The organism is Vreelandella halophytica (genome assembly GCF_968193635.1).
The window spans coordinates 1,571,439-1,584,168 of sequence record NZ_OZ309107.1 but is presented as its reverse complement, the minus strand read 5'-3'; the positions used below and the strand labels follow the sequence as shown (position 1 = coordinate 1,584,168).

Annotated in this window: 11 protein-coding genes; 4 read left to right on the top strand and 7 right to left on the bottom strand. The window is 61.7% G+C overall.

Going from position 1 to position 12,730, the window contains the following annotated elements; all coding sequences use genetic code 11:
* Positions 1 to 2 precede the first annotated feature (2 nt).
* The 3 genes from ACWHXT_RS07490 to ACWHXT_RS07480 form a co-directional block, all read right to left on the bottom strand.
* Entirely contained in the window at positions 3 to 1,379 is a 1,377-nt protein-coding gene (locus ACWHXT_RS07490; RefSeq protein WP_447957806.1) for a class II fumarate hydratase, read from the bottom strand.
* 303 nt (positions 1,380 to 1,682) lie between these two features.
* On the bottom strand, positions 1,683 to 2,387 hold the full coding sequence (hda, locus tag ACWHXT_RS07485) for a DnaA regulatory inactivator Hda (RefSeq protein WP_447928858.1): 705 nt from the start codon (positions 2,385 to 2,387) through the stop codon (positions 1,683 to 1,685).
* Positions 2,384 to 3,493: an AI-2E family transporter gene (locus ACWHXT_RS07480; protein WP_447928857.1), complete on the bottom strand. Its 1,110-nt coding sequence runs from the start codon at positions 3,491 to 3,493 to the stop codon at positions 2,384 to 2,386. The genes hda and ACWHXT_RS07480 overlap by 4 nt, the downstream gene beginning before the upstream one ends.
* A gap of 195 nt (positions 3,494 to 3,688) precedes the next feature.
* Here ACWHXT_RS07480 and purM point away from each other — a divergent pair, with 195 nt between their 5' ends.
* Positions 3,689 to 4,771 carry a phosphoribosylformylglycinamidine cyclo-ligase gene (gene purM / locus ACWHXT_RS07475; protein WP_447957805.1) on the top strand — a complete coding sequence of 361 codons (1,083 nt, stop codon included), beginning with the start codon at positions 3,689 to 3,691 and terminating at the stop codon, positions 4,769 to 4,771.
* A gap of 35 nt (positions 4,772 to 4,806) precedes the next feature.
* Entirely contained in the window at positions 4,807 to 5,502 is a 696-nt protein-coding gene (purN, locus tag ACWHXT_RS07470; protein ID WP_447958017.1) for a phosphoribosylglycinamide formyltransferase, read from the top strand.
* 60 nt (positions 5,503 to 5,562) lie between these two features.
* On the opposite strand, the gene dcd is transcribed toward purN, so the two are convergent.
* The 3 genes from dcd to ACWHXT_RS07455 all read right to left on the bottom strand — a co-directional run bounded on the left by dcd (position 5,563) and on the right by ACWHXT_RS07455 (position 8,323).
* Positions 5,563 to 6,129 (bottom strand): dCTP deaminase, encoded by a 567-nt coding sequence (gene dcd, locus ACWHXT_RS07465; protein WP_447528568.1) that lies wholly within the window; start codon positions 6,127 to 6,129, stop codon positions 5,563 to 5,565.
* Between the two features lie 9 nt (positions 6,130 to 6,138).
* A complete protein-coding gene (gene apbC, locus ACWHXT_RS07460) occupies positions 6,139 to 6,954 on the bottom strand; it encodes an iron-sulfur cluster carrier protein ApbC (protein WP_447928855.1) in 816 nt (271 codons plus the stop codon).
* 145 nt (positions 6,955 to 7,099) lie between these two features.
* A complete protein-coding gene (locus ACWHXT_RS07455) occupies positions 7,100 to 8,323 on the bottom strand; it encodes a kinesin (protein ID WP_447957804.1) in 1,224 nt (407 codons plus the stop codon).
* A 277-nt stretch (positions 8,324 to 8,600) separates the two neighbouring features.
* Here ACWHXT_RS07455 and ACWHXT_RS07450 point away from each other — a divergent pair, with 277 nt between their 5' ends.
* Both ACWHXT_RS07450 and ACWHXT_RS07445 read left to right on the top strand, forming a co-directional pair.
* On the top strand, positions 8,601 to 9,791 hold the full coding sequence (locus tag ACWHXT_RS07450) for an amino acid aminotransferase (protein WP_447957803.1): 1,191 nt from the start codon (positions 8,601 to 8,603) through the stop codon (positions 9,789 to 9,791).
* A gap of 128 nt (positions 9,792 to 9,919) precedes the next feature.
* Positions 9,920 to 11,401, top strand: a complete 1,482-nt coding sequence (locus ACWHXT_RS07445) for an NCS2 family permease (protein WP_447957802.1) — start codon at positions 9,920 to 9,922, stop codon at positions 11,399 to 11,401.
* Here ACWHXT_RS07445 and ACWHXT_RS07440 read toward each other — a convergent pair.
* Positions 11,364 to 12,689, bottom strand: a complete 1,326-nt coding sequence (locus tag ACWHXT_RS07440) for an MATE family efflux transporter (RefSeq protein WP_447958016.1) — start codon at positions 12,687 to 12,689, stop codon at positions 11,364 to 11,366. The genes ACWHXT_RS07445 and ACWHXT_RS07440 overlap by 38 nt on opposite strands.
* Positions 12,690 to 12,730: the final 41 nt, after the last annotated feature.

The window sequence follows — 12,730 nt, the reverse complement described above, 5'->3', positions numbered from 1 at the left end:
GGTTACTCCGGTACGCCGCCTTGGGTTAGCACGGTGGGATCGAGCAGGCGCTCCAGGGTGGCGCGGTCCAGGTCGGTCTCCTCTTCGGCCACGTCAATGATCGGCCGACCGGCCTGATAGGCCTTCTTGGCCACCTGGGCGGCGGCGTTATAGCCAATCGTGCTGTTCAGCGCCGTCACGAGTATGGGATTACGCGCCAGCGGCTCCTTGAGGTGATCTTCGCGCACCTTGAAGGTTGCGATGGCCCGCTTGCCGAGCAGCTCGGCCGTATTGCTCATCAGCGTGATCGCGTTTAACAGGTTCGAGGCCACCAGCGGCAACATGACGTTGAGCTGGAAGTTGCCACTTTGGCCGGCCACGGTAATCGCGGTGTCCAGGCCAATGACCTGAGCCGCGGCCTGGGCGGCGGACTCGGGGATCACCGGATTCACCTTGCCCGGCATGATCGAGCTGCCCGGCTGCAGCGCCTCGAGCTCGATCTCGCCAAGCCCGGCCAGCGGCCCTGAGTTCATCCAGCGCAGGTCATTGGCGATCTTCATCACCACGCACGCAAACCCTTTGAGCTGGCCGGAAAGCTCCACGGCGGCGTCCTGGCCCGAGAGACTGGCAAAGAAGCTGTCGTTGGGCGAAAACGCAAGCCCGGTTTGGCGACTCAGGTCGCTGGCCACTTTTTCGGCAAAACCTTGCGGGGCGTTGATACCGGTACCGACCGCGGTGCCCCCCTGGGCGAGTCTCTGCAGGCGCTCCATGGCGCTGTCGAAACGCTCGATCGCCTGCCCTACCTGGCTTGACCAGGCACCCAGCTCCTGGTCCATGCGCAGCGGCATGGCATCCATCAGGTGGGTACGCCCGGTTTTGACCACGTCTTTTAACTCACCGGCCCGCTGGTCGATGGTCTCGCGAAGCGCCACTAGCGCCGGGCGCAGCGACTCTTTCACGGCAATGGCGGCGGCCACGTGAATGGCGCTGGGGATCACGTCGTTGCTCGACTGACCCATGTTCACGTGGTCATTGGGCGTTACCTCGACCCCTTCTCTCGATGCAAGAGTGGCCAGCACTTCGTTGACGTTCATATTGGTCGAGGTGCCCGAGCCGGTCTGATAGACATCGATCGGGAACTGATCGTCGTGCTCACCATCGATGACCGCCTGCGCGGCTTTTTCGATCGCCTGGGCACGTGCGTTATCCAACAGGCCAAGTTCGAGGTTACTGCGCGCGGCGGCGAGCTTGATACGTGCGACCGCGTGCACGAATGCCGTGGGCATGGGCGTATGCGATACCGGAAAGTTATTGATCGCCCGCTGGGTCTGGGCGCCGTAAAGGGCGCCCGCCGGTACCTCGAGTTCGCCCATGCTATCGCGCTCGATACGTGTTTCCATACAACGTCTCCTTTGTGCTCAACCCATGTGCGCGCGTTTCGCGCGGCTACCCTTCACCCTAGTCACTGTAGCGGCTCGCGACAATATAAAGCCCTGCTTGTGCGCATAAAACGCGCCGCCAGGTGGGGCGCAATATGTCAGCGCATACCGATAGAACGCGACAAAGACGACCCGGGCCAGGTCGCCTCCATCCGGCGTGACATTTGCAAAAGCGTTAGAAACTTACAGAAGAGAACGTGCCAAGGCACGCCGCGCCGCCCGCGGAGCAAAACGGCTCAAAGCCGTTTTCGACAAAGCCGGGGGCTACCAGCCCAGCGCCGATTTGACGAAGGGGATGGTCAGCTTGCGTTTGGCAGAAAGCGATGCCTGATCAAGCGTATCCAGCGCCGCGCAGAGCTCGCCAAGCTCGCGAGGGCCGCGATGCAGGATATAGCGGGCTACGTCGTCGGGGAGCTCGAGCCCCCGCGCCTTGGCGCGCAGTTTCAACGCCTCGAGGCGGTCGGCATCGTCGAGGGGCGGCAAATGGTACGTCACGCCGAAGCTAAGCCGGGAGGCAAGATCGGAAAGGGCCACGTTGAGCTGGCGCGGCGGGGCGCTCGCGGCAATGATCAACCCCTTGTTCGCGTCGCGCAGTCGGTTGAACGCGTGAAACAGCGCCTCCTCCCAGCGCTTTCGGCCAACCACACACTCCAGGTCGTCGATGGCCACCAGATCCAGACGCTCGATATCCTCGAGCATCAGCGGTGGAAAGTGCCCCAAATCCTCCAGCGGTAGATAAAGCGCGCGCTTGTCGTTATCCGAGGCCGCGTGGCAGGCGGCCTGTAGCAGATGGCTACGCCCGCTGCCCGGCGCCCCCCAAAGGTAGAGAAACGGCTCGGCGTCCGGTTCCAGCTGGCGGGTGAGCGACGTTAATAGCGAGGCATTGGCACTCGAGGCAAAGTAGTTGCTAAACGTGGCGTCATCGCGCAGCCCGACGCCTAACGGCAGCTGAGCCGGTACTCTGCTCATGGATTCTCCCTATCCCTTTTATGGTCGAGCTGGTGAAGCGGCCTTCTGGCAAGCGGGCCATCAACGTCACTGTAAAGCTCGCTTTTCTTGTAGCGCTCGATCACCTCGCGCAAAAGCACCATGATGACCGCCGCGGCTGGAAGCGCCAATAGTACGCCAGTCAGCCCAAAAAGACTGCCCCCGGCCAGTACGGCGAAAATCACCGCCACCGGATGCAGGCCTATTTTATCGCCCAGAAGCTTGGGCTGTAAGACGATGCTTTCGGCCACCTGGCCCACGCTGAACACCCCCAAAACGCCCACCAGGCCCCACCAGGTATCGAATTGGAAAAACGCGACCACCAGCGCCACGCCCATCCCCACGATAAACCCAAGAAAAGGCACGATGCTGACAAGCCCCGATACCACGCCGATCAAAAGGCCAAAGTTGAGCCCCATCAGCGTCAGCCCCACGGCGTACATGATCCCCAGACAGAGCATGACCAAAAGCTGGCCGCGCAAAAAAGCGGACAAAACCTCGTCGCAGCGTTTCGCCAGGCGTGTCGCATCGCTTAACCAGTGACGCGGTACCAAGTCGGCGATATTGGCGATCAACCGGTCCCAGTCGAGCAGCAAATAGAAGGTCACCACCGGAATCAGCGCCACGTAGGTCACCCAGGTGATGAAGGCGGCCCCGGAGCGGCCGATCTGACCCAGCGCCTGAGCCAGGTAGCCGCCGGCGTCGCGCCAGTTGTCGGCAAGCGTTGCCTGCACGTTGCCAAGCTCGGCGCGCACGTCGTAGCCGGTCCATTCCAGCACCTGCGGGGCTAGCCGGCTCTCTACCCAGCTAAAGATACCCGGCAACGCCTCACCGAGCTGTTTGAGCTGAGAGACGATCAGCGGTATCAAAATCAAAAGCGCCACGGCGAAGATCAACAGGAGCACTACGAACACGCTGGCCACGGCTAGCGGGCGCTTCATCCCCCAGCGCTGAAGCCGATTGGCGAGAGGGTCGACCAGGTACGCCAGAATCATCCCGGCGATGAAGGGCATCAAAACGGAGTCCAGCAGGTAGACCAGGCCCACCAGCAGTATCAAACAAAGAGCGCCCCACCAGGAGTTGCGCATGGAATTTTTTCCTCCGAAGTCGTTGCCGCGTGCCCACAAAGGCCATGTTGACTTAATAAGGTAACGTGTCTTGGCCCATAACTCGACACGGCAATGCGGCCTGCGGTACCAAATGATACAATCCGCCCGTTTATTTGCCAGCACCGGCTCCGCGCCATCCTATCCTGTACCGCTATAGGCTCTAAAGGACCTGTCATGACCAAGACGACCCCTTCTCAGGCTTCCCCTTCACTTAGCTATAAAGATGCCGGGGTCGATATCGATGCCGGTAACGCCTTGGTTGAACGTATCAAGCACGTAGCCAAGCGCACGACACGCCCGGAAGTGATGGGCGGGCTGGGTGGTTTCGGCGCGCTTGCCGAGCTTCCGGCGGGCTATCACCAGCCGGTGCTGGTCACCGGTACCGACGGGGTAGGCACCAAGCTCAGGCTGGCAATGGAGCTTGGTAAGCACGACACCATCGGTATCGACCTGGTGGCCATGTGCGTCAACGACCTGGTCGTGGCCGGGGCCGAACCGTTTCTGTTTCTCGACTACTACGCCACCGGCAAGCTCGATGTCGATATCGCCGCCGACGTGGTGACCGGGATCGGCACTGGCTGCGAGCAGGCGGGCTGCGCGCTGGTCGGCGGAGAAACCGCAGAAATGCCCGGCATGTACGAAGGCAGCGACTACGACCTGGCCGGCTTTTGCGTAGGCGTGGCCGAAAAGGCCGACATCCTCGACGGTAGCAAGGTCGGCGAAGGCGACGTGCTGCTGGGCCTGGCCTCCTCCGGCCCGCACTCCAACGGCTACTCGCTGATTCGTAAAATCCTCGAGGTCAGCGGCGCCTCGTTGGATGAAACCATCGACGGCGTACCGCTTGGCGATGCGTTGATGGCGCCTACGCGCATCTACGTGAAGCCGCTTTTGTCTCTGCTGCGCGATACCGACCTTGCCGTTCACGCGCTTTCGCACATCACCGGCGGCGGCCTGTCCGAGAACATTCCCCGCGTCCTGCCCGATGACCTGGCTGCGCGGGTCGATGTCACCACCTGGCAGCGCCCGGCCGTCTTCAACTGGCTGCAGGCCAAGGGCAACGTCAGCGAAGCCGAAATGCACCGGGTGCTGAACTGCGGTATCGGTATGGTGGTGGTCGTGCCCAGCGCCCAGGCCGACGAAGCGCAGGCCTATCTGCAGAAACAGGGTGAGACCGTTTACCGTATTGGCGATATCGTCAAGCGCGACGCCGAAGCGGTGTTGCTGGAAAACCTGGCCTTGGGAGAAACCACGCAGTGAGCAGTGACGAATACGCAAGTGATACGTTAAACGACATGACGCCGGAACCGGTGGATCAGCGCCGTATCGTGGTGCTGATTTCGGGTAGCGGTAGCAACCTGGCCGCACTCATCGAAGCGCAGAGCCATGATCGGCTGGGCGGCGAGATCGCCGCGGTGATCTCCAACGAACCCGGCGCTTACGGGCTTAAGCGGGCCCACGAAGCGGGGATCGAAGCGGTCGCGCTGCCCCACCGCGAGTACGAAAGTCGCGACGCCTACGACGGCGCGCTGATCAAGGTGATCGAGCGCCACGAGCCTGACCTGATCGTGCTGGCGGGCTTTATGCGCATCCTGACCCCGCGCTTCGTACAGCGCTACCTGGGCAGGATGCTCAACATCCATCCGTCGCTGCTGCCCGCCTACCAGGGGCTCAACACCCACGCCCGGGCGCTGGCCGACGGCGTCACCCAGCACGGCTGCAGCGTGCACTTCGTCACCGAGGAGCTCGACGGCGGCCCGGTCGTGCTGCAGGCCGAGTGCCGGGTCGAGCAAGGCGACAGCGAAGAGAGCCTGAAAGAGAAAGTGCACGCCCGGGAGCACTTGATCTACCCCATCGCGGTACAGTGGTTCCTGCAAGGCCGGCTTCAGTTCAAGGACGACAAGGTCGCCATGGACGGACACACCTTGCCGGCGCACGGCATGCGTCTTTCCCACGACGACGCGGCAGAAGAGCTGGACGAGGACGTTTAGCGCTAATATCTGCCTACAAAAAAGCGCGCCCCCAGGGCGCGCTTTTTTTGATCCAACCGCTCAAGTCCGCGGGAGCGTAACCCCGCGCTGGCCCATGTACTTGCCGCCGCGGTCCTTGTAAGAGGTTTCGCACTCCTCGTCGGCGCCGAGAAAGAGCATTTGCGCCACGCCTTCGTGGGCGTAGATCTTGGCGGGAAGGTTGGTGGTGTTGGAAAACTCCAGCGTCACGTGGCCTTCCCACTCCGGCTCGAGCGGCGTCACGTTGACGATGATACCGCAGCGCGCGTAGGTGGATTTGCCCAGACAGATCGTCAACACGTTACGCGGAATACGAAAGTACTCCACGGTGCGCGCAAGCGCGAAGGAGTTCGGCGGAATGATGCAGACATCGCCCTTCACATCGACGAAGCTTTTATCATCGAACGCCTTGGGGTCGACGATCGCCGAATGGATATTGGTGAACACCTTGAACTCGTTCGAGCAGCGCACGTCGTAGCCGTAGCTCGACGTGCCGTAAGAGATGACCTTTTGATCGTTGACATGACGCACCTGGCCGGGCTCGAACGGCTCGATCATGGCGTTGTTTTGCGCCATGCGGCGAATCCACTTATCAGACTGAATACTCATTCTTGCTTATCACTCACTAAAGGAAATCGTGGGACCGTCTTGACGCGTTCCCATGACGGTGCCTGCCACCTGGCGGGCAATATCGGCAAAGGCCTGGCTTTCGGAGCTTTCGGGGTCGGCGACAACGCTTGGCGCGCCGGAATCAGCGTGCTCGCGAATGGAAAGCGTCAGCGGCAAACGGCCTAGCAGCTCGGTGTTGTACTCGCTGGCAATACGCTCGCCGCCGCCGGTACCGAACACCGCCGCCTCGTGGCCGCATTTTTCACACGTGTAAAGGCTCATGTTTTCGACCACGCCCACCACCGGCACGTTGACCTTACGAAACATTTCGATGCCCTTACGCGCGTCGAGCAGCGCGATATCCTGGGGGGTCGTCACGATGACCGCGCCGGATACCGGCACTTTCTGGGCAAGCGTCAGCTGGATGTCACCCGTGCCCGGCGGCATGTCGATCAGCAGAAAATCGAGCTCGCCCCACTGGGTCTGGTTGAGCATCTGCTGGAAAGCGCCCACGACCATCGGGCCACGCCACGCCATGGCATCGCGGCTATTGACCAAAAAGGCCATCGACATCGCCTTGAGACCATGGGCCTCCAAGGGTTTGAAAGCGTTTTCGCCCGCGGGCTCGGGGCGCGTACCCTCTTTGACGCCGAGCATTTGGGCCTGGCTCGGGCCGTAGATATCCGCGTCGAGAACGCCCACGCGGTAGCCCTGGGCGGAAAGCGCCAGCGCCAGGTTGACGGTGACGGTCGATTTGCCCACGCCGCCCTTACCGGATGCTACCGCGACGATATGCTTGATGCCTTCCATTGGACGCTCCTTCATATAGCGTTTCGATGACTAAATCATACGCGCTGGGGCCGCGTTCATAAACTCGAAACACGAAAAAGCGGATACGGCCGCTAGCCGTACCCGCTTTATAGCGCCAAGACCTGACGGGACGAACCCGCTGTTACGAGCCCGTCATCGATCAGTTGTTTTGCTGACTAGCGCTCTGCTCGTCGTCTTGCTGCTCGGCGGCTTCCTCGCTTTCTTCACCGCCTTGCTGGCCGGAGGCGCCCTGCTGACCCTGTTCGCTCCGGTTCTGCTCGTTCTGGTTCTGGTTCTGGTTCTGGTTCTGGTTCTGCTGGCCGTCTTCGTTTGGCGCCAGATTGGGCACGTCGTCTTCCGCCGCGTCGTCTACTTCACCCAGGCGCGAATCCAGCGCGGAAAGCTCGTTGCGCCACTCGCTTAACTGGCTTTCCAAGCGCTGTAGCTGCTCTTCGCGGGTTTCGACGTCATCTTCGACACTGGCAAGCTCTTCGCGCCCCATATCGAGGGCAACCATGAGATCGTCCATTTCCGAGCGTACCTGGGTCAGGCTTTGCTCTTCCTGCTCACGCTGCTCGCTGAGCGAATCGATTTCCGACTGCAGTTCGTCGCGCTCACTAGAAGCGCTTTCGCGATCGCTTTCGAGCTGCTCGAGTTCTTGCTGGCCGCTTTCAATTTCCTCTTCCAGGCTTGCTATACGCTCATTGGCCTCGCTGACCTGAGACTCCAGGGCTTCCAGCTCTTCCTGCGCTTCGCTCTGTTCATCGAGGGCTTGTTGGCGCTGTTCTTCGGCTTCCTGGCGGGCGCTTTCGGCTTCCTGACGCGCCTCTTCGGCACTTTCCCGCGCCTGCTCGATCTGATCCAGCGTCGACTGGGCTTCATCGCGCTCGTCTACGGCGGCGTCGCGTTCGTCACGCAGCGACTGCATATTGCTCTCGGCGTTTTCGAGCTCTTCGTTGAGGCTTTCCACTTGTTCCTGAAGCGTATCGCGCTGGCTTTGCAGCTCCTCGAGGCGCGACTGGGTTTCGCTTACCTGCTGCTCAGCTTCCTCGAGCTCGGCCTGGGCCTCGGTTTGGCGCTGCTGAAGTGCCTGCGCTTCTTCACGCATGGCGTTCAGGTCGGTTTCGGCCTGCTCGATCTCGTCGACCCGCTGGCTTAGGCGGCGATTTTGCTGCTCGGTGGCGGCAAGCTCACTTTCGAGCGTGTCGATACGGTCGCGGTGGGTGCCGGCATTGGACTGCGCCATGATCGCCCACACCACCGCGATGGCGGCGATACCGGCAATGGCCCGAACGCGATTGTCCTTGAAGAGTGCCCCGGTGCTGAGCTTGCGCGCGGGTTCCTGTTCATGGTCCTGGTGGTCCAACTGGTTATCGTCTGCCATGTAATACGTCCCTGAATAATTTGTTTATATTCAAAAAAGTAGTTAACTTGCCCGCCTCGCGCCAGTAATTCCCGCCAATCGCCCTTCAACGATCGACCGACCCCGCCAAGGGTACGCCTGGCTCTGCAAACCGTTTATGACCAAGGTGAGTAGCGCTAACACGTTAAAACCTCACTCTTTTCGCGATTACCGCGCCGCCGGTGTGGCAGTTCACCGAGCACGATGGCATCATGAAGCGCTGCTGTTTTTTGTCATCGCTAAAGAGGTAGTCACTTAAATGTTCGAGCATATTGAGCGGGTCCCGGGAGATGCCATTCTTGGACTGATCGAGGCTTTCAAAAAAGACACCAACCCACAGAAAGTGGACTTGGGCGTGGGCGTTTACCGCGATGCCAATGGCACGACGCCGGTCATGCGCGCCGTCAAGGAAGCAGAGGCTCGTCTGCTCAATAACGAAACCACCAAGACCTACATCGGCTCTCATGGCGCTCCGGCCTACGCCCAGGCCGTACTGCCGATCGTGCTCGGTGAAGGCTCGAACGTGCTGAGCGATAATCGGGCCAGCGTCACCCAGTCTCCCGGCGGCACCGGCGCACTGCGCCTGGCGGCGGACTTCATCGCCAGCCAAATGCCGGGCAAGGGCATCTGGGTAAGCGATCCGACCTGGCCGAACCACCACGGCATTTTCACCTCGGCGGGTATCGAGCTTCACAAATACCCCTACGTCGACCCGGACAACCGGTTGGACTTCGAGGGTATGATCGGGGCGCTGAACAAGATCCCGGAAGGCGACGTCGTGGTGCTTCACGCTTGCTGTCACAACCCGACCGGCTTCGATCTATCCGAGGCGCAGTGGCAGGAAGTCCTCGAGGTACTCAAGGAGCGCAACTTGCTGCCGCTGGTCGACTTCGCCTACCAGGGGTTTGGTGAAGGCCTCGAAGAAGATGCCTACGGGGTTCGCCTGCTGGCGGAAAACCTCGACGAAGTCATGATCACCAGCTCCTGCTCGAAGAACTTCGGCATCTACTGCGAGCGTACCGGCGCGCTGATCATGGTGGCTAAAAACGCCGAGCAAATGGAGAACGTACGCTCGCAGATCGCTATCGTCGCCCGCGAGAACTACTCCAACCCGCCGGCCCACGGCGGCGCCATTGTCAGCGAGATCCTGCTCGATTCCGAACTCAAGGCGATGTGGCACGAGGAGCTAACCGAAATGCGCGATCGTATCAATACGCTGCGCCGCGATTTCGTCGAGGCACTCAAGCCCTACGGGCTTTCCGATAAATACGCCTGCGTGGCCGAGCAGCGCGGCATGTTCTCCTATACGGGCCTGACGCCGGAGCAGGTAGACCGCCTGCGCGACGAGTTCGGCATCTACATGGTGCGCTCGGGCCGGGCCAACGTGGCCGGGTTCTCCCAGGAGAACCTGCCCTATCTCGCCAAGGCGATCGCCGCCGTTAACGAGTAAACCGGTATTCCTCAAGCGCCCAGACATTTTGTCTGGGCGCTTTTGTTTCAGTCAGTATAAACCTGACCGATTAGTCAAGCAGCGCCCGATATCATTCGAGCGCCTGCATTCACTCTCGAGGCTTTTTCATGGCGGCCACCGGCTTTCACTACCCCTGGTATAAAAAAGCAGATACCGACGCGTTTTTCGCGCTTTTCCAAAACAATATCGCCAACTTCGTGATCATTGCGATCACCATGCTGGGAATGGGCTTTCCCGCCGAGATCGTCTACGGCCAGGTGCTGCCCGGTGCGGCGGTGGCGGTCATGGTGGGTAACTTCTACTACGCCTGGAGTGCTGCGCGCCTGGCGCACAAGGAGCAGCGCAGCGACGTCACTGCCCTCTCCTACGGCATCTCGACGCCGGTCATGTTCGTTTTTCTCTTCGGCGTTTTGCTGCCCGCCAAGCAACTGACCGGCGACGCCGAACTTGCCTGGAAGGTGGCGGTCGCGGCCTGCTTTATCAGCGGCGCGATCGAAGCGCTGGTGAGCCTGGTGGGCCGTTTCGTTCAGCACCACTTACCGCGGGCGGCCATGCTGGGCGCGGTGGCCGGGGTGGCGCTGACCTTCATCGCCGGTGAGATGCTATTTAAAACCCTCGAAATGCCAATAATCGGCCTACTGGTACTGGGCATTACCATCGTCGGGCTGATCGCGCGAGTGAGTATGCCGTTCAAACTGCCTACCTCGCTGTTCGCCATCGTGCTGGGCACGGCGATGGCCTACCTGATCGGTGATGCCGGCGGCGAGCGCTTCAGCGATGCCTTTACCCACCTGGGCTTTTATCCGCTGCTGCCCAATACCGCCTGGTGGGAAGGGCTTGGCCTTTTGTTTAGCACCATGCTGGCGGTATTGACCGTCGTGCTGCCCATCACGCTCTATAACGCGATCGAAACGATGAACAACGTCGAGGCGATGGAAGCCGCCGGCGACAGGTACGATGTCCGCGAGTGCCAGGCGGTGGACGGCGCAGGTACGATGATCGGCGCGCTATTCGGCGGCGTATTTCCGACCACGGTCTACATCGCCACGGTGGGCGCCAAGTGGATGGGCGCGGGCCGGGGCTACAGCATCGCCAACGGCGCGGTGTACGCGTTGGCGACCATGCTGGGGCTGATCGCCGCACTCGCGGCCATCATACCCGTCTCGGTCGTCGCCCCCATTCTGGTGTTCGTGGGGATCTCGATGATCGCCACCGCCTTTCAGGCCAACGACACCCGCTACTACCCGGCGGTGGCGCTTGCCATGCTGCCTTATTTCGCCAACTACGTCTCGACCCGCTTCAATCGCGGCGCCGAAGACGTGGTTAGTGGTATCTCACCCGCCATCGTGGGGATGGGCCAAGGCGCGATGTTCATGGCCATTTTGCTCGGCGCGATGACGGTCTGCGCCATCGACCACCGGTTTCGCAAGGCGGCGGTGTTTGCGCTGGTGGCCGCTGGGTTCTCCTTCGTCGGCCTGATGCACGCGCCAAAGCTTGCCTTGAACGCCGCGCCGGATTTCGTTTTGGGCTATCTCGCCATGGCGCTGCTGTTCATGTACTTCGCGCTTCAACAGGCGCCGCGTCGCTAGCAGCGTCCGCCTCCCCCGCCTGGCGATGCGGGCGGGATAAAATACGGCGCAGCACGTACCAGGCGGCGAGGCCGGCAAGCACGTTGCCCATCGCCGCGCCGGCGGCAAGCCCGGTCCAGCCAAACAGCAGCGCCCCGACCCACAAGCACGGCAGGTAGAACAAGAAAAGCCGGGCGCTGGACAAGAGCATCGCACGAAGCGGCCAACCCAGCGCGTTGCCCGCCGATACGACCAGCATGCACACCCCAAGCAGCGCGTAGCTTGGCAGCATGAACCGAATCAACAGCGTCAGCGCCTCGCGCACCTCGACACTGCCCGCCAGCGCCGCGGCCACCCAGGGCGCGGCCAGGGCCAGCACCCCGCCCAGCACGAGCTGCCACACCACCGCGACCTTGAGCGCCAGGCGCATCAACTGATGAATTTGGCCCCAGTCACCGGCACCGTAACAGCGCCCAAGCCAGGGCGGCAGCGACATGGTCATGGCGAGTATGACCATCAGCGACACGGTCTCCAGGCGGCTGGCAAGCCCCCAGGCGGCGACCTGGACCTCGCCAAGCCCGGCCACGGCGGAAATGGCCAGCATGGCGGCCAGGGGCGGCATGAGCTGACTGACCATCGCGGGCCCGGCAATACCGGCAAAGCCGCGGCCGGAGCGTCGCGCTTCCGAGTAGATCCCCTCGAAAGCGAGCCACTGGTTGCCAAGCAGCTTGCGCCCGGTGACCAGCAGCCCCACACCGAAGGCGACCACGCTCGCCCAGGCGGCGCCCGGCAGCCCCAATCCCTCCCAAGAGCCGAACCCAAAGATCAGCAAGGGGTCGAGTGCCAGGTTGATCGCACTGGTCAGCACCATGACCGACCCCGGCAGCCGGGTATCGCCGTGGGCGCGGAACAGGCTATAAATAAAATACAACATCGCCGCCAGCCAGGCCGAGAAGAGCTGGGGTCCCCAGTAGGTGTGTATATAGCCAAGCGTGGTGTCATCGGCGCCGAGCAGCGAAAAAATCGGGGTCTGAAAAAGCCACAGCGCGATGACCAGCACGCCGATCACCCCGCCGCCGGCCAGAAGCACCAGGCTTGCCAGCCGCTTGGCGCGCAGGTTTTCACCGGCCCCTAGCGCCCGGGAGACCAGCGCCGCGATGGCAATCCCCATGCCCACCTGTACGCCAATGATCAAAAAAGAGAGCGGAAACGTAAACGACTGAGCAGCCAAGGGCGCGGTACCCAAACGGGCGATAAAGGCGCTGTCCACCAGCTGAAAGCCGAGTAGCGCGAGTACCCCGATCGCCATGGGCCAGGTTTGCTGCCAGAGAGTAATGGCCAAAGTGCGCT